The sequence below is a fragment of the Vulcanisaeta moutnovskia 768-28 genome (assembly GCF_000190315.1).
Classification (GTDB): domain Archaea; phylum Thermoproteota; class Thermoprotei; order Thermoproteales; family Thermocladiaceae; genus Vulcanisaeta; species Vulcanisaeta moutnovskia.
Genome location: NC_015151.1, coordinates 225,315 through 246,038 on the forward strand (window position 1 = coordinate 225,315; position 20,724 = coordinate 246,038).

The following is a 20,724-nucleotide window of genomic DNA, read 5'->3' on the forward strand; positions in this document are numbered from 1 at the left end:
CTAACGTGTTGATTACCGATGTTAATAAAATAATTAAGGCATTGCCAGGAATAGTACTATTCATAAGCTTATTAATTTTAGTGGGCGTTAATGCTATACGTATATTGATCACTATCGCATTATTTATATTATTTTATGAATTGTTTAGGAAGTATCCACTACGGAATAATTGGTTCCTAATTCCATTAACTTCGGAGATTATCCTTGCATTATCAATAATGTTCATAATAACAAATACCTATTTCTATGATGAGTTAGCAGTATTTATTGGAGTTATTGCGATGGTACTATCACTAAGGATTGCTGATTCTAGAGCTACGGCAGCCTTAACGCTACTGTATGTTTTATATCTATTTTATAGGGGATATGTGAATCCTGCACCACCTGCATTTTATCTATTGGTTAATTCCCTGCTTATTTTCATGACATCTTTCATAATCACAATAAGAAACTCAATCCTAATGTATAGGATAGATTTTTCTGAGGATATTATTGATAGGGTAATAACGTACCTAGGTATATTACTAATAATACCAGCGGCTGTAATACTCTTTATTCTAAATCAAACCTATACGTACATGGTGTTAGTACCATCAATAGTATCTGCGGTTCCAATGATGAGGAGATTCACTGGCTATATTTCCGCGGCATTGATATTATTAACATTGATTTATGGCGTTTACCCAGTAATTAAGCCTTATTGGTTAGGCGTTGCAGCCTTAATACTCATATTTATAATAATGTACTTAAGACCGACTAGGTTAAGATTTGTTAAGGAATTGAAACCACCAATATCATGGTTAGGCGCATGGTTAGGTGGTAAGTATTTAATCGATGACATAGTAGCAACGGGTGGTTTTAGTTACGTACTTAGGGGTAGAGATGAATGGGGCAGGATCTATGCTATAAAGGTACTTAAGGACAAGGACTCGAGAGGCAATCCCCTGGCCAGCGATCCTAAAGTACTTTCATCGTTTAAGAAGGAGATGAGTGAGTATTTACTCATTGAGAGCCCTTATATTGTTAGGGTATTTGAGGTTCACATACCGCCGGATGAGAAAATACCCTATAAATCACTTGAGGATTATTTGAATGAACCACCATACGTAGTTATGGAGTACATGGAGGGAGGATCACTAAGAGATCTAATGAGGGAGAAAGGACCTTTGGAACTTAATGAGTTCGTAAGGCTTGCGTACTTAATAACCCTGGCATTATCAGAACTTCATAAAGCGAACATAATACACCTAGACCTTAAACCGGAGAATATACTGTTTAAGGATAGAAATAGAAGTATCGTGAAAATAGGCGATTTAGGCGCGGCTAAGATAATGGTTGGCGGTAAATCCTACGTATCACAATTCTCAATAGCATACGCAGCGCCCGAGGTTAGTAGAGGAATTGCCGATATTAGAACTGATATTTACTCACTTTCATGTATATTCTACGAAATGCTAACGGGCATGAATCCACACATTCATAGATTAAGTAGTGGACAAGCCGCTGTACCCTTAATAAATAGTTATAGGCCTGACATACCGCCAGAATTGGCGTCATTAATAATGAGAGGTCTTGAATTAAATCCATCACTGAGGCCGACAAGTACTGAGGAGATCTTGGCAATTCTTAGCAAGTTTCTAAATAATGCCACCTAACTATTGTGATTTCCCCTCAGCAATAACAGATAGTTTAATTACGGTATAGTAACCAAGCCTAACAACTATATCATTACTAAACCTATACTCATTTATTCTCCTAAAGGAACCACTATCGAGAACGTAAGTACCATTTGTACTATTTAAATCCTTAATTAATAATTCATTACCAACCATTGTTATTACAGCGTGTTTTCTTGAAACTGTAGGATCGGGTATTATGACCATGTTCTCAGGACTTCTGCCAAGGGTTATTTCCTTAATTATTGATAAATCAAATACCACCTTAAAGTCCTTCATGAAATCCCTAGGACTTTCAATAAATGTCAATTCGAGTCTGCCTAAATTGCTCCTTACGGTCTCCGTACCAAGTAGTTCCATTCTCTTAGTCTCCTCATTAGACCCCATTATGTATTAACTCAGAATTCGAAACAACTTATAAGAGTTACTTCTATACTAATTTTTAGGATTTAGTCGGCGTTTCTTGACTGCCCTGCGAAGCCGGTGGTGTTGAAGACTGCGTTTGAGCTGGCTTAGTAGCTGGTGGTGCCGTTACTGTCTCTTTACGTATTGGTGCCTTAGCCATCGCCATCTTCCTCTTCCTCTCATCCTCAGACCTAACCTTTAGTATGCCTAGGTAAATGGCACAGTTTATGCAATATGTCTTAGTTACGTAATACCTAGGCACAATCGCCCCCTGCTTCTCAAGCTCTCTTGCGAGGTCAGCCGGCACGGGTGAGTACGGTACAGTAACCCTAACCGCCTTAGACCTAGGCACTAGCTTACCACAATTATCGCAGTAAACCATTGGTTCCTTACCCTTATCGCCCTTATGGCGTCCCCTATTCTTCCTCTTCTTCGGCATATTCCTGAAGCCATACATTAAGCCTCTTAAAAAACATACCCCCTTCGTAATTACGTACCGAACAAAACGGTTTTATCTACCTCATAAGGTTTTTAATCATTAATTAATGATTACCTATGAGAATAATGAAGGAAGCAACATTGTATAAGGCATTACCTGATGGCAGGGTTGAGTGTACGGCATGCGCAAGGAGGTGTAAGCTTTCTGATGGGCAATATGGGTTTTGTGGTGTTAGGTGGAATTTAGGTGGTAAACTTTACCTGATGGTTTATGGGAAGATCTCGGCAATAGCCGTGGACCCAATAGAGAAGAAACCCCTTTATCACTTTAACCCAGGTTCAATGGTGCTTTCCTTCTCCACGTATGGCTGTAGCTGGGCATGCCAATACTGCCAAAACTTTGACATAAGCCAGAGAAGGATTCTTGAGGGATTTGAGGTAACTCCAGAGAAGATAATCGAGTTAGCGGAGACCTACGGAACCCAAGGCATTACATATACGTATAATGAACCATCAATCTTCGCAGAATTCGCGCATGACGTCGGAATCCTCGCAAAGAAGAAGGGATTATTTAATACGTTCGTTACGAATGGTTACATGACTGATGAAGCCATTGATTACATATCTAAATTCCTCGATGCGGCTACTGTGGATTTTAAGGGTAACGCTGAGCCTAAGTTCCTGAGGAAGTTCTCATTAGTTCCCGATCCAGAGCCCATATTCCAGACAATCCTTGAGATGAAGAGAAAGGGAATATTCGTTGAGATTACGGATCTCGTAGTTCCTGAGATAGGTGATAACCTGGAGTATGCCCATAAGCTTGTCAGGTGGATAGTGGATAATTTAGGGCCCGAGACGCCCATACACTTCCTAAGGTTTCACCCTGATTATAACGTTGATTACCTACCACCAACACCCATAGAGACACTGGAGAAGCATGCTCAGGTGGCTAAGGAGGAGGGACTTAAATACGTCTATATTGGTAATGTTCCTGGGCATAAACTCGAAAACACCTATTGTCCAAGTTGTGGCAGGGTTGTGATTAGGAGGAGGGGTTTCGACATATTGGAGGTTAATTTAACGGAGGATGGAAGGTGTAAGTTCTGTGGTGCTAAAATTAATATTGGTGGTAAGGTATGGTCGACATGGAGATTAAGTGATAGGTTCGTCTACGTACCTATTGAATTATTGTCTAGGTATGTTAGAGTAACTAGGGAGCAGATCGAGGAACTTAGGAACAAGATACATGTTAAAAGACAGGAGGGTTAGGTTAACCTCTTAATCTCAATATTAGTGATACAGAATACCCTGCCTGATAGGTTAGCAGTATTTCCATTGATTAGCATTGTTATACCCGTAGTCTCATCGGTGAGATTAAGCTGGTTAGTGGGGAGTACTATGCTTATTGTGCTGACATTAACGTAGATCCTAACCACGTACTCCTCATTATACTTATCAATAAGTGTTAATACAAAAAGTGATAAATAATCACTTGCCTTATGCTCCTTCCAACCCAGCAGCCAATAATCATCGCCATACCTACTATTAACGCTCCTTAGTAATGACGTGAATTCAATATCATCAAAACACTTACCTATGGCCAAGTTCAACTTCCTTAGAAATCTCCTCAAATTCCTAGTAGATCCTTTAGCTAACTCTACGACCATTTCATTTCGTTAATGGGAATTGTTTAAAAACATGTCCCTAAAAATAATAATTATGCACGGTAAATTAGGTATTAATGACTTATTAATTACCATAAATGATGTAAAAATAACTTGATTAACCAATAATAAATTGGTAAAATTATACATTACTTACTCACGACATTAACCCTAACCTTAATACCATTGAGCAATGGTGTACCTGCATACTTACCCTTAACACGCCCTGTAATACTATTTATTGGCTTACCATCAAGGTCAATAAGACTACTCTTATAAATCAATGCCACACCAGGAGGCACATTATCATCCCTAACAGCCCTAGCTCTAACACTACCAAACTCATTCTCCAAAACAACAATACCCTCATAATCATGAGTATAAACCACAGGTTCTAGATTGCCGTAAACCTCGCGGAACTGCGTATTCGTATAAAGTGGGTGCGAAGTAAAAACTAGTCTAATCTCATAACTACTCAATTCACTGGGCTCTACGAGATTAGGCAGCGGAAACGCATCTGGCTCATTAGTGGGTAAATACTTTGGCTTAATCTTAATGACCTTCCTCTCCCTCAACTCCTCCAATGTAATACCAGCAGGCCTTATGGCTCTATCCACGGCCTTCCAGGGATCCTCAAGAAGTAGTGGATGAGAAATCTCAAGCTCCTTAGCTAATCTACGCATTAAGTCAACCTCCGTTATGCCCTTAGGAGACTTAATTGGTTCATTGTAAACCAGGTAATCATGCCAATAACTATAAATTACGTCATACTTCTCAAGGAACGTCGGCGCCGGAATAACGACATTAGCTAGCTTAGCCGTTTCGGACCAGTATGGATCATGAACAATTAATGTGACCCTGCCCTCACGAACAGCCTCAATCAGCTTGTCACCACCTGGTAAGGTAACCACCGGGTTCTCATTCCAGGCATACATGATATCGACCTCACCACGCTCAATGTAATCCCCAAAATCAGCCATGGGTATAACCCTAGATGACTTGGCCATGTGAAGACCTCTAAGGTAGTCAAAGTCTATTCCCCAACCCAGAGAGTTCGAGTAGTAATAACCCCTCTCTAGACCGACTAAGGCTGGGATTAGTGAAATCATACCAATGGCATCACCGCCATTTAGGGAACGCCCAAGAGCAAAACCGATCAGCGTTAATGGCTTATAACCATGGTAAAACTCAGCGAGCCATTTAATGTCATCGATGGACACGCCGCTAATCCTTGATAGATAATCAAGCGAGAACTTCCCGACGTAGCTAGCCAACTTCTCAAAATGCCTAACCTTACCCTCGACAAGACCCTCATCAATAAGCACCTTGATTATGCCGAGTGCCAAAAACACGTCGGTACCGGGCTTAACTATTATCGCCTTATCCGACTTCCTAGCTGTGTCACTGAATCTAACATCAATCGCCACCTTGAACTTCTTAATGAATAAAGCCCATATGTGCGGCGCCGACACACTAGCAGGAAATGCCCAGAACACGGCAGCCTTATACTTAACGAAATCCTCAGGCAGGGCACCCATGCTGGTGCCGTAATGCGACCTGATGGCTGCGTGACCCTCCGCAGAGCATATGGACCTATCAGTCTGTGATGCGCCAATGACATTAAACAGCCTATCTGGGAAATACCACGTGAGTAATCCCTGGTTTCCGTCATAGTCTGTACGTAGTATCCTGGCCGGATCCTTCTTTATGGCCTCCCCGAGTAGTCTTGCCACGTATTTAATGACCTCATCAATACTGACCTCCTTACCATCTATGTAGGCCGAAGTAACCCTATTTCTCTCATTCCTAATTAGGTCAGCCCTACCCCTGGCGCATGTGAAGCCATTAATCGGGAATATGTTAAGTGGCCTATAGTTCTCGTCAAATATGCATGTGTCGTAGCAGTCCCTCGTGCATGCAATTACCATGTTAATTAGTGGTCAATCACGTACTAGTTATAAACTAATTCCCAGTGATAAGTGAGGATTGACCATGAGCAGGGTATTCGATGTAATAGTAGTTGGTGCTGGTTCCACGGGAACAACAACGGCTTACTACCTCGCCAAGGAGGGCCTTAGGGTCTTGGTCATTGATAGGCATGGTGTCGCTCAAGGAATGACAGCATATTCCCTAGGCCTCGTTAGGAGTTACTATGCGAATGAGGATGTGGCTAGTATGTCGCATTACAGTCATGAATTCTTCATGAACTTCGAGAAGGAATTCAGCGTTAATGTGTTCACGAAGACAGGCCTCCTGGTCCTTGGTAACGATGAGGCCGACATGAGGAAGACCTTTGAAATGCTACGTAATGTTGGTGCCAAGGTTCGATTACTGGGTAATGATGAGATCCGTGAAATGTTCGATATAGATACTGCACAGGATGAGGTCGGTATTTATGAGGAGGATGCGGGTTATGTGGATACGGGCCTATATACGAACACGGTCATGAATAGGGCTAGGGAGTTAGGTGTTGAGTTAGTTATTGATGAGGCCCGTGTTCAATTTAATGATGATAAGGTAATTGGCGTGAGACTCGTTAATAGTGACGATATTGTAAGGGCTGATCACTACGTTATCGCGACAAATGTATGGACACCAAAGTTACTACCTCAACTAAACCTGCCAATTAAAAATATTATTGAGAGGGTGGTTAGGGTTGACATGGGTAGGTCACTACCCAACGTTTTTGATTACGTGAATAACTTCTATATAAGGCCTGAGGGTTCGACTAACGGATTAATGGGACTATTGTACCCACCCGAGGATGTTTGGCCAGATCCAGATAACTTCAACCCACTAGCTGAGCCTGAGTTTGACTATGCCGTTGGTGTCATGGAGAATGCAGCCAGGAGGTTGCCGTGGTTCGTAAATGCCAAGTACCTGGGCGGTTGGAGGGGCCTCTACGATGTTACACCTGATTGGATGCCAATTATTGATGAACCTATTAAGGACTTGGTGATTGTTATTGGTTTAAGTGGCCACGGATTTAAGCTGGCACCGGCCTTCGCCATCATGGTCACGGAACTAATAAAGTATGGAAAAATAAAAACGTTTAAGGACATATTCAGACTAAATAGATTCAGGGAGGGAAGAACAATACAGGGAATAGTGCAAGAAAAGGCTGCATTTTAATGAGATTCACGGATATATACTTTTTGTCCTCCTGTGTATGTTTCTAGTACCTTTATGTTTCTTAGTTCCTTATCGCCTACGCTTAGTGGGTCTTTATCGATTATTATGAAGTCAGCTAGGTAACCTGGCTCGAGCTTTCCGAGCTCATTCTCCTCACGGAGTAGGTATGCAGAACCATACGTGTAGTAGTGGAGGACGTCTACCACGCCTACCCTCTCATTACCCGTATACTTACAGAGCTCTATACCCTCATAGCAGCCCCTGGTAACCGCCGCATACACGGTCTCCCATGGATTTAGCGGCTCGACTGGCGCGTCTGTGCTGAAGCCGAGCATGATACCATTATCGATCAGCGTCTTGAATGGGTACACGTACCTAGCCCTATCAGCACCAACCCTATTCACAACCCACCAATCAGCAATTACGAAGTGAGGCTGAACGGCTAATACGATGCCGAGCTCCCTAATCCTCCTTATTAAGTCCTCCCTGAGGACTGAGGCGTGTTCAATCCTATGCCTAAGCGCCTGGGCATTGCCTAGCTTACCGTAAATATCGAGTATTACTTCAACCATCCTATCCCCAATACCATGAATAGCGAGTTGAAGACAAGCCTCACTACTCCTCCTTGCAATACTCATCAACTCATCAAAACCGTAATTCGGTCTGCCGGAATTACCTGGATCATCACTGTACGGTCTTGACAACCAGGCAGTCCTAGCCCCAAGCGAACCATCGGCGATGACCTTAATACCATTAATCCTCAGGTAATGAGAGCCAAACCCAGCCCTAATGCCGAGCTGTCTCAGTAACTCAATGACATCAATCCCATGGTCGAATGGATTTAAGTAAGCCCTAACCCTAATCGGTAACTTACCGAGATCTTTCTCGATCATTATCAGTGATCGAATGCTCTTGAGATCAACTGATACGAAGCTAACCGTAGTAACGCCAAGTGATGCCGCATACTTCATTGAGTTCATCATGAACTCCCTATAATCATCAAGTGTGTATGAGCCCCTCACCAACTCCTCAACCTTATCCAACGCCCGCTCAACAATTACACCCGTGGCATTACCCCTCTCATCCCTAATTACATCCCTATCCGCTGCATTTAAGAGCCCAGTTAACTCCATAGCCCTCGTGTTAAGCACGGCAGCATGACCACAGACCCTAACCAGCATGACGGGTCTATCGCTGACCACCTCATCAATGTCGAACCTACTCGGCCAACGCCTCTCCCTAAACAATTCCTGATCCCAACCCCTACCCATTACCCACCTGGTCTTAACACTCTTCACATACTCCTTAAGCCTACTCTTCAACTCCTCAATACTATCAATACCCCTTAAATCCAGTGTCGCCAGGTTAATGCCTATCGAGTCCAAGTGCGCATGGGCGTCGATAAATCCTGGCATCGCAACACGGCCCTTTAAGTCCACCTTCTCGAGCCCGAGGGCATCCGCAATCCTCAATGCTCTTGTTTCATCACCGGCATAAACAACCCTATCACCAACTACAACCATAGCCTCAGTCCTAACCAGGGGCTTGAATGATGGATAAACCAAACCATTAAACAAAACAAAGCCGCTAACCATTATCTAGAGTTATTAAAGCGCCCCTATGTAAGTGTTACTGGTGAAAGTCGATGGGCACCTTAATGATCGAGGCTATCCTAGACGCTGTGGTTAGGTTTGCCCTGGCCCTGATTATCTCGTTACCGCACACGAAATTAACCATGTAATATCTGCCGTGTCTAACCATGACGACCCTATCAACCCTCAATTCCCTATGGTATAATTCTGAGAATGAGAGAATGATCGCAATGACTATTATGCTAATGAAGAAGTTGTAGGCTATTAAAAAGAAGGATAGAACAATTAGTAACACCGTGGTCGAGGTACATAACTTAACCAGTATACTATATTCATAAACCGTGACGCAACGTCCATATACATCACTTAGAGAAACACCACCCACTAAGAATTAATGAGAGTTGTGAATTTTTAAATTTACATAACTCGGCAACGTCACTAACTGAGATAGCCGGGATATCTTTAGTAAAAGAGTATAAGTAAGGAAATCAGGAGGATATTTTGTGAGGACTAACGATCCATGGTGGACCGGCCGGGATTTGAACCCGGGATCTCCCGCGTGCAAGGCGGGCATCCTTCCAGGCTAGACTACCGGCCCAGGAAAAACCGTAAGTAAGGAAATTTAAGCTTTTGCCTGTGCTTGACCTAGTTCCTTCTCGTAAACAATGAACTTGCCGTAGTAATTCTCGAAGTCTCCCCCCTCCGTGGCAAGTACCTCGGTTTTGATGGGCGTTGTTGGTGGCCCTATGGAGAATTCACCAAGGCCTATGCCCCTTCCGACGTACACCTCGTCTATCATGGTCATTACAAAGTCCTCAATGGCCCTCGTACATAGCCAGTGTCTTCTTGTTGTGCAGAAGTAGCCATTAGTCCTTTTTAATGCCTCCCTGATTACTTCCCGAATTGCCTCTCCACGGACTATACTTACTTGGCTTGGCCTTGCCACGCCTGTGAATAGGGTTAACACTTCGTGGAATCCCAGGGACTTCGCTAGGCATCGACTCGGCTCGTTCCAATCAGCGATCATTAGCATCGCGTACCTAATACCGTTTTTCACGGCTTCATTGAGTACGTACTCCGTTAATGCCTTACCAATGCCCATCCTTCTATAGCTGGGGTGAATTCGAATTCCCTCGAGCCATGCCGTGCTTGTTTCCCTAATCAATACCATGTTTACTACGCCTACTATTCTGTCCTTAATAATTGCAACGTAGGCCGTGCCCTCATTAATCCACTCATTAATAACACTAGGTATGTAATCACCCCACTGAAACGTATTCCTAGTGAACCCTATTACTTGCTCTGCATCACTGGATGATGCCTTTCGTATCGTCAATTCATTCATTGTGGCCGTAAATGCCAAATACCGCTATTTTTACCTTTTCCCGCCAACCCTGCAATAAAACACTTAAACATATCTTATGAAAATTATTTTTCGTGGGTTCATTCACCCTAAACTTCAGTAATGGTACCTTAATCGTGGAAGGACCTGCAACTATAACCGTGGCGAGCGGGCAATGCGAGGTGTTGGGCTACCCCGTGAATGGTTCATTAAGTGTTGAAAGGTTTAGGGTTTTGCCCATATTCGCCAGGGGTTCATGCACATTATCCGTTAGTGGAGGTTCCGTTAGGTATGTTGATGGTAGCACAATACCAAGCGATTGGGATGAGCTTAATCTCGAGGGTATTGCCTTAATAGTTGGCGATATCGATTCTGGCAAGACCACACTAACCACGTATCTACTGAATAAGCACGTTATCCGGGGCTTAAGTACATGCGTCATAGATGCCGATGTTGGTCAGTCATCGATAGGGCCTCCCGGTGTTATTGGGCTTTCCTGCGTTGGATTACCAACGCCAACATTAGAGGACTTACACATGATGAGCGGGTTCTTCATTGGTTGTAACAGTCCATCACAATGCATTGGTCGGTTTATCGGCGGGGTTAGCACTATGGTTAGGGAGGCCTTTAGTAGGACGCCGGGCCTCGTGTTGGTTGACATGCCTGGTTGGGTTGGGGATGGTGGTATTGAGTTGATAAGGAATGTCGTTGATGCGGTTGGTGCGGATTACGTAGTATCCATAGGCATTAACCTACGCTTAAGGTCAGGTGTTAAGGTAATTAATGTTTCTAGATCAAAGTACGTAAGACCCAGAGACTCAGATGAGAGGAGGTTTCTGAGGAATCAAGCATTACGTAGGTACTTAAGTGGTGAGTTGGTTAATGTCAATATCGAGTTAAACAAAATCATTGGTAACTCAGTGATTGAGTGCATAGTCAATAATTGCGGTCATTACGTGATTGATAACGTGGCTAAGGTCACCAGGCATGGTAGTGTGGTCAAGGTCCCGTCTAGGCTCTTTAATAATGTATTCATTGGCTTGGTGCGTAGGGGTTTCCTGGTAGGCTTTGGCGTGATTAAGGAATTTAATCTTAAGGAGGGTATAGCCAACGCCCTTGTCACCACAGATTACTTTGAGGAGGCAGTCATGGGTAGGCTACGTGTTGACCCGGAGAAGCTTGAGGAGATTGAACCATTTCCACTACTTTAATAGCCTGAGACGTAGATTGCTGTGACGATGTTTAGGTTACTGCCCGTCCACCCAGTACGTATTATGGTGTTTGTCCTTTCGAATATGACCGCGGTATTGTTATTACGTAACTCATTCACTGGGTCAATACCTAACTTAATGGCTTCCTCGATTAGGTGACCATCAGCGACACAGCCCGCTGCATCCATGTTTCCGTCGATTCCGTCGGTTGCCATGGAAATCATGGAGACACCATCAACGCCCCTCACCGATAATGCGAAACCCATACATATCTCCGTCGTCCTACCACCCCTACCATTACCCACCACCGTAACCGTAGGCTCACCACCAGATAGGATCAAACCGCGCCGAATCGGGACACCCCTAAACCTGGCCTCCAGTGCTACACTCGCCAAGTACCTACCAACCTCCCTGGCCTCCCCATCCATCCTAGACGTGAGTATTAAGGACTCCATACCAAGCGACTTGGCATAATTTGCCAAGTCCGTGAGCACGTCCATATTGCTCGCAATCACATAATTCCATGTATTAACCAACTCCTTAGGCGACTCCTCAATTATGCCCTTCAAACCCTGCTCAAGAACCTCCCTAACGGTACTGGGTACCTTATCCCAAAGACCCCTATTCCTCAGTATGGTTATGGCATCTTTATACATGGTTGGGTCAGGGACTGTTGGTCCGCTGGCAACCGTTGCCGGGTCATCGCCAGGTACATCGCTTGCTATTAACGTTATTACCCTACCGCCCCTCTTAATTACCTCCTTGGCTAGTCTCCCTCCCTTCGTCATCGATAGGTGCTTTCTCACGGTGTTTATCTCATGAATAGTAGCCCCACTCCTCAGTAGTAGGTTATTTACTTCCTTAATGTCCTCAAGGCTCAGACCTTTCATGGGTACTTCGACCAGGGCTGAACCACCACCGCTTATTAGGAATAGTACATAATCATCACTCCTAACATTACTTAGTAAATCAAGTATCTTCAAACCAGCATTAACACTTGCCTCTGTTGGCAATGGGTGTGTTGACTCAAGGATCCTTATCTTCCGTAGATTACCTGGCGTCCCCTTGGGCACCACGGCAATCCCATCAATGATTTTATCGTAGGCCGCATCCTCAACTGCCCTAGCCATCCCCACTGAGCCCTTACCGATGGCTATGACATAGAAGTTATCGATTTCATGTCTCATGACTCTTACCTTACCATTACCAATATTGATTGCTCTTAAGGTCCTGAGGTATAGGTCTGAGGACTTAAGAATGAGACCTAGTAAATCACTCAGTAAGTCACCGCCAAATACGGGAAATACCACGTGAGTTATTAGTGGCAATTGCTTTTTAAGGCTTGGGCTGATACCAAACCGTATGATTGACACCGATGGATTAAGGGCGAGGTTGAGAGAGCTTGAGGAGGTTAAGGATGAGGTTATTGAGACTGGGGTTAAGGTGAATAGGCTTTCTAAGTCCGTAATATACTCATTGATTAGGGATGATATTGAGACAGCGCGTAAATACATAAGGGAGATGCAGGATCTCGTTAATAAACTCAGAGAATTAATTGCCAAGTACCCAATGTATTATAATAACGCAGTAATTAGTCTCCAGGAGTACGTTGAGGCGATGACAATGTGGTTCTTCATGACCGAAAATAGGATACCAAGCCCGAGTGAGTTAGGCATCGACGCTGAGCCCTACATAAACGGCATTGCTGATTTCACGGGCGAGCTCAGTAGAAAGGCGACTGAGGAGATGATTAAGAATAACCTAGACTTCGCGTTAAAGGCTAAGAGGGTAATGGAGGAGCTTTACCTGGATTTACTTAGTCTAGAGCCCAGGGATTACGAGATGAGGAAGAAGGTTGATTACGTGTCATCCAACATTAACTGGCTTAATGAAAAGATATTCTACAAGACATTAAATATTAAGGTGGTTCAGGAACAATCATCGAAAAATTCTAACGTAAATAATTCACTGGAGTAAGGCTTAAAAATTTTCTAAATCTTTCGATCTCGTGACCTTCCTTCACCGGAAATATGGAAAACGAACAAAATTCTACGGCAGGTAAAAGTATTGTTAAGTTAAGAAAAGCCTTGACGTTTTGGGACCTGCTCTTCCTATCAATATCGGGAATGGTTGATAGTGGCTGGTTATTCGCAGCCTCTTCTAAATTTTAAATACTTGTGGGTATTTCGTTATTTTTAATTACGTGATTATTCCCCCTCCTCTATCACGATGATTTTTAGTGGTTTTCCGTGTAGTCTTGCTAGTTTTTCCTGGTATTCCCTCGGTGGGTATATGAGGTACCTGTTCATTGTCTTTACAACCTTACCCTCAAACACATAGATTGCTACCATACTCTAATTCAGCAAAAGATGAGTACAAAATTTTATAAAACTGAGTTCTAAAATAACCAGTGATACCGATGACTAGGTCTATCCACCTGGGTGGGCGGATCTGGGAGAGGATGCACTACAGGGCTCTTAGGGCTGAGGTGGTTGAAGGAAACATTAAATGACTTACTTTGGAACTTGGCACTATGCAGGCATGCCCTTCAGAGGCTGATTGATGCCTTGTGGGACTTGGATTCCCTGCCTAGGAAGTCCCAGCTTCATTAACTCTTCTACCCGATGCTTAGGGGCTACGGCTTTAGAACTCATGTTGCCAGGAATATTTACGACCAAGCCTTAGCCATTGTGAAATCGGCAAGGGCTAATAATGGTTCTAAACCAATTGTCAAGGCATTGCCAATCAGGCTCGATTACCAGGACACAAGGGTTAATCTAGGCAATGGCACAATCAGGATTATTGTTAGGGATAGGTAGTATGTTTTGAGGCTTAGGCAAAGGGAGGAATACGTTAGGAGATTCCTTGGGTTTAAGTGGAAGGAGGTTCACCTGAAGTACTTAGGTGGTAAGTTATTCGTGGGCATAGTCTTTGAGACTCGCTATGCTCCATACGTGCCCAGGGGATTCACCGCTGTTGATGTTAATCTAAGGCAGTTGACGCTATTCAATGGTTTTGAGGTTAAGAGGTTAAGGACGAGATTCATTGATGCCCTGTCTAAGAGGGCTAGGGCTGAGGAACTAATGAGGAAGTATCCAAGGAGGTGGAGGTTCAATAGGCGTATCTTGAGTAGGGTTAGGGCGCTCCACAGGGAGTCCCGCAATATAGTCACTGATGATTCCTGGAAACTGGCTAGGCGCATTGTTCAGTATTCCGGAAGGCATGGGCATGCAATAGTCCTTGAGGACCTTAATGGATTGAGAAGTTCGATTAACGGCAAGCCATCATTAATTACTTGGAAGTTGAGCTATTCGCCTACAGGAGACCCCAGCAAGCTATAGTGAGTAAAGCAATTGAGTATAACGTGCCAGTCATATTCGTCAATCCAAGGAACACATCAAGCAAATGCCCGAGGTGCGGCTCGAAGCTAGAATACGTGAATAGGTTGGCTCACTGCCCAGACTGTGGCTTTATCGCTGATAGGGATGCGGTTGGTGCAATGAACGTATGGCTCAAGGCGCATGTGGGGGCGCCTGGGTCATCCCCGAACGCCCTCCCAATGAAGGATGAAGCCATGACAGAGGGAAGGAAAACTCGTGAGGGATGAAGACTGCATCAAGAAGCATTAACAGTTAGCGAAAAGCAACGACCAGACCTAAACCCTACCCTCTGAGTAGTTGCGGTAATTGCTCAGTGCTAAACTAAAGTCAAAATAATAAATATCATTTGTTATATTTTTATTGAGATATCATGTGCGAGGATGAGGCATTAAGGGATATCATACCCAGTGAGGCATTGTCCATGTTTAAGAAGCTCATAAGTAAAGATATCGGCATAGCATGCGACTTCCTAATGAGACATTACAGGAATGAGTATTGGTCCAGGAGAGTTGGTACGATGCCTTCGTTGAGAAGGACCAGGGGTAATTACGTGATTAAATTGCCAAATCCTAAGCCCATTACCATGGCTGTGAGTAATGTAATCACCGTAAGAAGAAGTGCGGAGGATTTTATTGATGAGTCAATAAACATCGATGACTTAGCAACCATACTTTACCTGGGTCTAGGCATTACTGGTTGGACCCAGGCCTATGGATTAGGTAAATACCCACTACGTGCATATCCATCAGCGGGAGCTTTACAACCCATTGAGGCCTATCCAGTGGTTCACAACGTGGTGGGGTTAAAGGAGGGACTCTATCGCTATGACCCATTCAATCACGCACTAGAGACCCTTAAACTAGGTAAATATAATTCATTAATGGTTGACCTAGCCCTTGGGCAGGACCACGTTGGTAGGGCGTCAGTAGTCGTCATACTCACGGCATTCTATTCACGAACACGTTGGAAATATTGGAAGAGGGCTTTGAGGTATGTCCTGCTTGACGCTGGCGCCACGATGGAAAATATATACCTAGCGGCAATAGGTTTGGAACTCAGCGTTAGGGCCGTGGGCGCCTTCTACGACAATGAATTATGCAGATTCCTCGGTATTGATTGCATTGAGGAATTCCCAGTATTGCTAATGCTTATTGGTAAAGAGGCACGTGGTTTTTAACCATAGATGCAACTTTAGATGCCTTATATCGAGCCTATTATACTCCTTATTCTCTCAATCTTCCTCTCTAACTCACCGCATCTTTCCTCAATGGCCTTATTAACCTCGTCCTCCGTATACAGTCTCTCAATCTTTAAATTAGAGAAGTTAAGCCTGTTTGCCTTTTGGTCGTATGATACTACGATGCTAATCCTCACGAGAGCTAACTTATCGATGTTTCTCTTAATCATCTCATCGTATACGGCCTTATTCAACTCGGCAATATCCCTGAGTATCACATCTTCAGGAACCATCTTTGAAAAAGCTGCGAATGCAGCACGCCTTAATTTATCGGCGAATCTTGCTGCTATGATTATGCCTGTCCTTAACTCGACAGTTAATGGCCCTTGGAATGTGAAGCCACTGTATAGTTTCTCATATTCTACGGTTCGCTCCTTATCTCGTTCTACATCTTCACTGGGTTTCCAAGACATAATATACTATATTATCAGGCTTCATTTAAAACTTATTTTCCGATGCGGGTTAAATACTTAAGTAGGGGTGTGGTTTATTATTTCTGATCTGAATTGAGTGGGTTACGTAGGGTTGTGCTTGATGTTGATATACCAAGTAGTGTCTCCACAGTGGAGCTCGCAAATAGGTTAGGAAGGGTTAGTGGTGTTAAGGCTGTTAATGTTACCGTTACCGACACTGATGTTGAGGTTCTAGGCCTGGTAATTGTCGTTGAGGGTGATAATATAAATTATGATGAGGTGAGGAGGGTTATTGAGGACTTGGGTGGCGCTATTAGGAGTATTGACCAGGTAGTGGTTGGGGATTACTTGCTTGAGCTTAATCCTCAGTTGCTTAAGGAGAGGTGAGTATGGTAAGTATTGATGGCAGGTACCTGGTACTTGGTTTTTTGGATAGTGTTTTGACGACACTCGTGTTAGGTGAGACTACGCGGAGCACGGTCAAGTTGGTGGTTATAGTCACGGTAATCAACCTAGTAACCGCATTCATGGCTGAGTACATTGAAGAGAGGAGTTCGTTAAATCGTATTGAGAGGTCTTTGCTAATGAGAAGAGGATCGTTGCTGAGGACTAGCCTGCATAGGAAGGCTATTTATGATGCATTGATTAAGGGCCTAATCTTTGGCACAGTATCGTTAATTGGCGCCTTAATCACTGACTTAACAATGTACCTAATTAAGGTGCTTTGGATCCCAGTAATCCCAGTAATTATGCTCGGTGTCTTCGGTACGTTAATGAGTAGGTACTTTAGGGGGAATGCCATTCTTTGGCTCATCCTTTACATAGTACTAGGAATAACCATGTCATTTATAGGCTCTGTTATTTAAAGACGTTGGTACACGATTGCTATCTATTCACTATGTTGATAGGTTAGTTGGTTTTCCTTCCCTCAATATTTTATTTCCGAGTTCAGGATTGACCTTAATTAATTGATCCCTAACTTTATCTAGGAAGGCCTTATCCTCCTCCTTATTCCTGAGTTCATCAGGTAATAATATTGGTATCTCATCCTTAATTGGGTACCAACGACCGCACTTAGTGCAGTAAAGTATGCCCTCAACAACCTCCTTCTTAATGCACTCGTCGCAGGGTAGTTCCTGCGGGTTTGGGTAATTCTTTATGAAGACATTCTTAAGTGCACAGTACTCCTCACAGAATGGCCTCCTATTCCATTCATATTTTCGTTCAGGATACTCCTTCTCCCTAAGCACTATTAGCGTTAATGGGAATGTCTTGTCGTATGGGCATGCCAATACATCCATTAGTCTGTATTTCACGAAAGAACTCCTGTTAATACCCCTTTAATTACTTTTACCTACTTTAATTTTATTCCCTAGTACTTTCTTTCCTCAGGTTTCCATCTCGTTATACGAACCGGCGCATAGCTTATTCTCGGCCCATCAGGTGTGTAGAAGTATATTGTATGCTTCAGCCAATTAGCATCATCTCTCTTTGGATAATCAAGCCTATAATGGGCACCTCTTGATTCGGTCCTTGTTATTGCGCCAACAATTATCAATTCAGCCTGCTCAAGTAAGAAGTCAAGCTCTAGCACGTCTCTAAGGTTAGTGTTGTAATATTTGCCCTTATCCTCAATCCTAACATTCTGGAACCTTTCCCTCAACCTCTTTATAGTTGAGTATGCCTCCTCTAGTCCACTCTTGTCTCTAAATACGTACACATACGTGTCCATGGTCCTATTCATATCCTCCCTAATAGAGTATGGGTTTTCAGCACCAACTTCCTTGTGCAGTAGTTTATCGAATATCCTACTTTCCTCATTAGCCACTTTTGCTGCTATGTCGCCAGTATATTCAAGCATTGAGTCTGGAGCTGACATTGCGTACCTAGCGGCAGCAGCACCATCAATCCTACCCCACACAAGGCAATCACTTAATGAATTACTACCTAACCTATTGGCTCCATGAACACTTACGTTAGCGGCTTCACCAACAGCCCATAAGTTAGGTACTCTCGTCTTTTCCTCATCGAGCATTACCTGTCCATATAGATCAACATGTATGCCGCCCATCATATAATGCATTGCTGGTCTAACAGGTATCGGCTCATCAACTGGGTCAATACCCAGCGTCTTAATTACTATCTCCCTAATCATTGGTAATCTCTTATTTATTCTCTCTTCACCAAGATGCCTTAAATCAAGCAATACATAACAAAGTCCAGACTCCTCATCCACAAAGCCCCTGCCCTGTAGGCACTCAGTAACTATTGCCCTGCTAACTATGTCCCTAGGCGCGAGTTCCATCTTACTTGGCGCATAATTCTTCATGAACCTCTCGCCCTCCTTATTAACCAAGTAACCGCCCTCGCCTCTGGCGCCCTCCGTTATTAATATGCCGTTAGGCACTAAAGCCGTTGGATGGAATTGCGGAAACTCCATGTCCTTAAGTGGTATACCTGCCCTATAAGCTAGGGAAAAGCCATCACCGGTAGATGACCAGGCCATTGTTGTGAATTTATAAACTCTACCGTTACCTCCAGTCGCGATTATACCTGCCTTAGCAAGTATTGCCTTGAATTCTCCTGTCCTTAGGTCTATGGCAGTAACTCCCCTAAATACTCCGTTATTCATTATTAATGATGTGACGAAGTATTCATGAAGCATTTCAATATTATCAAATCTAAGTACGTTGTCATATAGCGTACTCATTAAGAAGAAGCCACTTTTATCTTGGGCGAAGGTGGTTCTGGGAATTGACATTCCGCCAAATGGTCTCTGTAATATCCTGCCTTTTTCATCCCTTGACCAGGGAACGCCCAGATGATCCATGAATATTATTTCCTTAGGGGCCTCTCGTACGAGTAGCTCAACAGCGTCTTGATCAGCCAGAAAGTCACTGCCCTTAACAGTATCGTATGCATGCAAATCAAAACTATCACCTGTCTCCTTTGGGTAGAGGACTGCGCTTGCACCACCTTCAGCACTGACGGAGTGACTTCTCATTGCATGCACCTTGGATAAAACGGCAATTCTTATCTTGCCCTGCGAGACTCTGGCAGCTTCAAATGCTGACCTTAAACCCGCTAGGCCTGACCCAATAATTATTAGATCGTACTTAAGCACTTCAGTCATACTCTAGTTCGTTTTACATAGGCGATTTATATTTTCTTCCCCTATTAAGATTACTGACCTGGGATAAGCATTATTAATACCCTCCTTAATATGGCTTACCTGAATGCCAATTTTAAATGAGGAGGAGCTAGAGAATAAGATTAAGGAATTGAGTGGTGAAGTTCTTAAGGTTAGAAATGAAATCGGCGAGAAGGAGAAAGAGAGGGAGAGTCTTCGTAATGAATTGAATAAAACTAGAGAGGAATTAAGCGCAGTAATAAATCAACTCAATAATAAGAGGACAGAGTTAGGAAGTATTAAGGAGGAAATAAATAAGTTAAGAAAGAGCAGAGATGATGCCGTAAACACACTAAAGCAACTTAAGAATAGGAGAGTGGAGCTTCTTCAGAGGATTAAGGAGTTGATGGATAAGGTAAGGAAGTATAGGGAATTGCTAAAGATGATTAATGATTTGATTGGTGGTAAGCCTGTTGATAAGGATAAGTTGAAGGAATTAATAGATAAGCTTGAGTTTGAGCATGAAATATCACCCACAGACCCTGAGAGGGAGTGGGAGTTCTTTAGGACAATACAGCAATTAGAGAAGGAGTTAAACGCGGCTGAGGTGCTCTCAAGGATTAAGGAATATATAAGTAATAGTTCTCAGGAAATTGAGAAAATACGTAAAGAAAGGACGGAAATAGTGCAGCAGATGAGGGATCTCTACAGTAATGCTCTTGCTAATATTAAGATGCAATTGGAGGAACTTAAGAAAAAAAGGGAGTCCATTGTTAATGAAATCATTCAATTAAAGAGTAAGAGGGATTCACTTAAGGCTAGGCGTGATGAATTAAAGGTTAAGATACTGAGTAGGTCCGCTGAAATAAAGGAGTTAAGGGCTAGGTTAAAGGAATTGAATGATGAATTAAATAAGTACCAACTGCTTTTAGCGGCAGCACGTAAATCCAAGAACCTAGTTGTTAAGAAGCAGGAGGAGGCCAAGATGAAGGAGGAGATGAAGAAAAAGGCTGAGGAGGGGCTTCAGAAATTAATGAAAGGTGAAAGAGTATCACTGAATGATTTATTAGGGCTGGAGTTAGATGAAGATAATGAGAAGTAGGC

Annotated in this window: 24 protein-coding genes, 1 tRNA gene and 1 pseudogene; 13 read left to right on the top strand and 13 right to left on the bottom strand. The window is 43.3% G+C overall.

Going from position 1 to position 20,724, the window contains the following annotated elements; translation table 11 throughout:
- Window positions 1–5: 5 nt before the first annotated feature.
- A complete protein-coding gene (locus VMUT_RS01240; protein ID WP_013603613.1) occupies window positions 6–1,655 on the top strand; it encodes a serine/threonine protein kinase in 1,650 nt (549 codons plus the stop codon).
- Here VMUT_RS01240 and VMUT_RS01245 read toward each other — a convergent pair whose 3' ends face one another.
- A complete protein-coding gene (locus tag VMUT_RS01245) occupies window positions 1,656–2,063 on the bottom strand; it encodes an FHA domain-containing protein (RefSeq protein ID WP_013603614.1) in 408 nt (135 codons plus the stop codon). It lies immediately after the preceding gene.
- Between the two features lie 175 nt (window positions 2,064–2,238).
- Window positions 2,239–2,520, bottom strand: a pseudogene (locus VMUT_RS01250) (30S ribosomal protein S26e); the annotation flags it as partial.
- A gap of 125 nt (window positions 2,521–2,645) precedes the next feature.
- Here VMUT_RS01250 and amrS point away from each other — a divergent pair.
- Window positions 2,646–3,788: an AmmeMemoRadiSam system radical SAM enzyme gene (amrS, locus tag VMUT_RS01255; RefSeq protein ID WP_048056794.1), complete on the top strand. Its 1,143-nt coding sequence runs from the start codon at window positions 2,646–2,648 to the stop codon at window positions 3,786–3,788.
- On the opposite strand, the gene VMUT_RS01260 is transcribed toward amrS, so the two are convergent.
- Window positions 3,785–4,186 carry a hypothetical protein gene (locus VMUT_RS01260; RefSeq protein ID WP_013603617.1) on the bottom strand — a complete coding sequence of 134 codons (402 nt, stop codon included), beginning with the start codon at window positions 4,184–4,186 and terminating at the stop codon, window positions 3,785–3,787. The two genes, amrS and VMUT_RS01260, sit on opposite strands and share 4 nt — an antisense overlap.
- Before the next feature lie 146 nt (window positions 4,187–4,332).
- Window positions 4,333–6,111 carry a molybdopterin-dependent oxidoreductase gene (locus VMUT_RS01265; protein WP_013603618.1) on the bottom strand — a complete coding sequence of 593 codons (1,779 nt, stop codon included), beginning with the start codon at window positions 6,109–6,111 and terminating at the stop codon, window positions 4,333–4,335.
- Between the two features lie 64 nt (window positions 6,112–6,175).
- Here VMUT_RS01265 and VMUT_RS01270 point away from each other — a divergent pair, with 64 nt between their 5' ends.
- A complete protein-coding gene (locus VMUT_RS01270; protein WP_013603619.1) occupies window positions 6,176–7,315 on the top strand; it encodes an NAD(P)/FAD-dependent oxidoreductase in 1,140 nt (379 codons plus the stop codon).
- Here the strand turns inward: VMUT_RS01270 and VMUT_RS01275 are convergent.
- From VMUT_RS01275 to VMUT_RS01290, 4 genes are all read right to left on the bottom strand, one after another.
- Window positions 7,312–8,910: an amidohydrolase gene (locus VMUT_RS01275; RefSeq protein WP_013603620.1), complete on the bottom strand. Its 1,599-nt coding sequence runs from the start codon at window positions 8,908–8,910 to the stop codon at window positions 7,312–7,314. The genes VMUT_RS01270 and VMUT_RS01275 overlap by 4 nt on opposite strands.
- A 34-nt stretch (window positions 8,911–8,944) precedes the next feature.
- Complete coding sequence (locus tag VMUT_RS01280; protein ID WP_013603621.1) at window positions 8,945–9,292, bottom strand: hypothetical protein; 348 nt, start codon at window positions 9,290–9,292, stop codon at window positions 8,945–8,947.
- A 136-nt stretch (window positions 9,293–9,428) separates the two neighbouring features.
- A tRNA-Ala gene (locus tag VMUT_RS01285) sits at window positions 9,429–9,505 on the bottom strand.
- A 24-nt stretch (window positions 9,506–9,529) separates the two neighbouring features.
- A complete protein-coding gene (locus VMUT_RS01290) occupies window positions 9,530–10,252 on the bottom strand; it encodes a GNAT family N-acetyltransferase (protein ID WP_013603622.1) in 723 nt (240 codons plus the stop codon).
- 92 nt (window positions 10,253–10,344) lie between these two features.
- Between VMUT_RS01290 and VMUT_RS01295 the strand changes: the two genes are divergently transcribed.
- Complete coding sequence (locus VMUT_RS01295) at window positions 10,345–11,460, top strand: Clp1/GlmU family protein (RefSeq protein ID WP_013603623.1); 1,116 nt, start codon at window positions 10,345–10,347, stop codon at window positions 11,458–11,460.
- On the opposite strand, the gene VMUT_RS01300 is transcribed toward VMUT_RS01295, so the two are convergent.
- Window positions 11,457–12,770 carry a glycerate kinase type-2 family protein gene (locus VMUT_RS01300; RefSeq protein ID WP_148224619.1) on the bottom strand — a complete coding sequence of 438 codons (1,314 nt, stop codon included), beginning with the start codon at window positions 12,768–12,770 and terminating at the stop codon, window positions 11,457–11,459. The two genes, VMUT_RS01295 and VMUT_RS01300, sit on opposite strands and share 4 nt — an antisense overlap.
- 52 nt (window positions 12,771–12,822) lie before the next feature.
- Here VMUT_RS01300 and VMUT_RS01305 point away from each other — a divergent pair, with 52 nt between their 5' ends.
- Both VMUT_RS01305 and VMUT_RS12760 read left to right on the top strand, forming a co-directional pair.
- Window positions 12,823–13,437: a translin family protein gene (locus tag VMUT_RS01305; RefSeq protein ID WP_013603625.1), complete on the top strand. Its 615-nt coding sequence runs from the start codon at window positions 12,823–12,825 to the stop codon at window positions 13,435–13,437.
- A 53-nt stretch (window positions 13,438–13,490) separates the two neighbouring features.
- Window positions 13,491–13,631: a hypothetical protein gene (locus VMUT_RS12760; RefSeq protein ID WP_158304779.1), complete on the top strand. Its 141-nt coding sequence runs from the start codon at window positions 13,491–13,493 to the stop codon at window positions 13,629–13,631.
- A gap of 36 nt (window positions 13,632–13,667) precedes the next feature.
- On the opposite strand, the gene VMUT_RS12910 is transcribed toward VMUT_RS12760, so the two are convergent.
- Entirely contained in the window at window positions 13,668–13,811 is a 144-nt protein-coding gene (locus VMUT_RS12910; RefSeq protein ID WP_193387198.1) for a hypothetical protein, read from the bottom strand.
- Between the two features lie 273 nt (window positions 13,812–14,084).
- Between VMUT_RS12910 and VMUT_RS12970 the strand changes: the two genes are divergently transcribed.
- From VMUT_RS12970 to VMUT_RS01325, 4 genes are all read left to right on the top strand, one after another.
- A complete protein-coding gene (locus tag VMUT_RS12970) occupies window positions 14,085–14,279 on the top strand; it encodes a hypothetical protein (RefSeq protein ID WP_048056795.1) in 195 nt (64 codons plus the stop codon).
- 6 nt (window positions 14,280–14,285) lie between these two features.
- A complete protein-coding gene (locus VMUT_RS12975) occupies window positions 14,286–14,801 on the top strand; it encodes an IS200/IS605 family element transposase accessory protein TnpB (protein WP_048056796.1) in 516 nt (171 codons plus the stop codon).
- Window positions 14,801–15,067 carry a zinc ribbon domain-containing protein gene (locus tag VMUT_RS12980; protein ID WP_048056797.1) on the top strand — a complete coding sequence of 89 codons (267 nt, stop codon included), beginning with the start codon at window positions 14,801–14,803 and terminating at the stop codon, window positions 15,065–15,067. Before VMUT_RS12975 ends, VMUT_RS12980 begins: the two co-directional genes overlap by 1 nt.
- A 143-nt stretch (window positions 15,068–15,210) precedes the next feature.
- Window positions 15,211–16,017: a SagB/ThcOx family dehydrogenase gene (locus VMUT_RS01325; RefSeq protein WP_013603626.1), complete on the top strand. Its 807-nt coding sequence runs from the start codon at window positions 15,211–15,213 to the stop codon at window positions 16,015–16,017.
- Between the two features lie 23 nt (window positions 16,018–16,040).
- Here VMUT_RS01325 and VMUT_RS01330 read toward each other — a convergent pair whose 3' ends face one another.
- Entirely contained in the window at window positions 16,041–16,490 is a 450-nt protein-coding gene (locus VMUT_RS01330; RefSeq protein ID WP_013603627.1) for a DUF2258 domain-containing protein, read from the bottom strand.
- A 93-nt stretch (window positions 16,491–16,583) separates the two neighbouring features.
- Between VMUT_RS01330 and VMUT_RS01335 the strand changes: the two genes are divergently transcribed.
- Window positions 16,584–16,877, top strand: a complete 294-nt coding sequence (locus VMUT_RS01335) for a DUF211 domain-containing protein (protein WP_013603628.1) — start codon at window positions 16,584–16,586, stop codon at window positions 16,875–16,877.
- 2 nt (window positions 16,878–16,879) lie between these two features.
- The gene (locus VMUT_RS01340; protein WP_013603629.1) at window positions 16,880–17,356 is read left to right on the top strand and encodes a hypothetical protein; all 477 of its coding nucleotides are present in this window, start codon (window positions 16,880–16,882) and stop codon (window positions 17,354–17,356) included.
- A 30-nt stretch (window positions 17,357–17,386) separates the two neighbouring features.
- Here the strand turns inward: VMUT_RS01340 and VMUT_RS01345 are convergent, their stop codons facing one another.
- Window positions 17,387–17,806: a Trm112 family protein gene (locus tag VMUT_RS01345; protein ID WP_048056798.1), complete on the bottom strand. Its 420-nt coding sequence runs from the start codon at window positions 17,804–17,806 to the stop codon at window positions 17,387–17,389.
- A 56-nt stretch (window positions 17,807–17,862) separates the two neighbouring features.
- Window positions 17,863–19,623 (bottom strand): succinate dehydrogenase/fumarate reductase flavoprotein subunit, encoded by a 1,761-nt coding sequence (locus VMUT_RS01350; protein ID WP_013603631.1) that lies wholly within the window; start codon window positions 19,621–19,623, stop codon window positions 17,863–17,865.
- Between the two features lie 103 nt (window positions 19,624–19,726).
- Here VMUT_RS01350 and VMUT_RS01355 point away from each other — a divergent pair, with 103 nt between their 5' ends.
- Window positions 19,727–20,722 carry a coiled-coil protein gene (locus tag VMUT_RS01355; RefSeq protein WP_013603632.1) on the top strand — a complete coding sequence of 332 codons (996 nt, stop codon included), beginning with the start codon at window positions 19,727–19,729 and terminating at the stop codon, window positions 20,720–20,722.
- The last annotated feature ends 2 nt before the right edge of the window (window positions 20,723–20,724 follow it).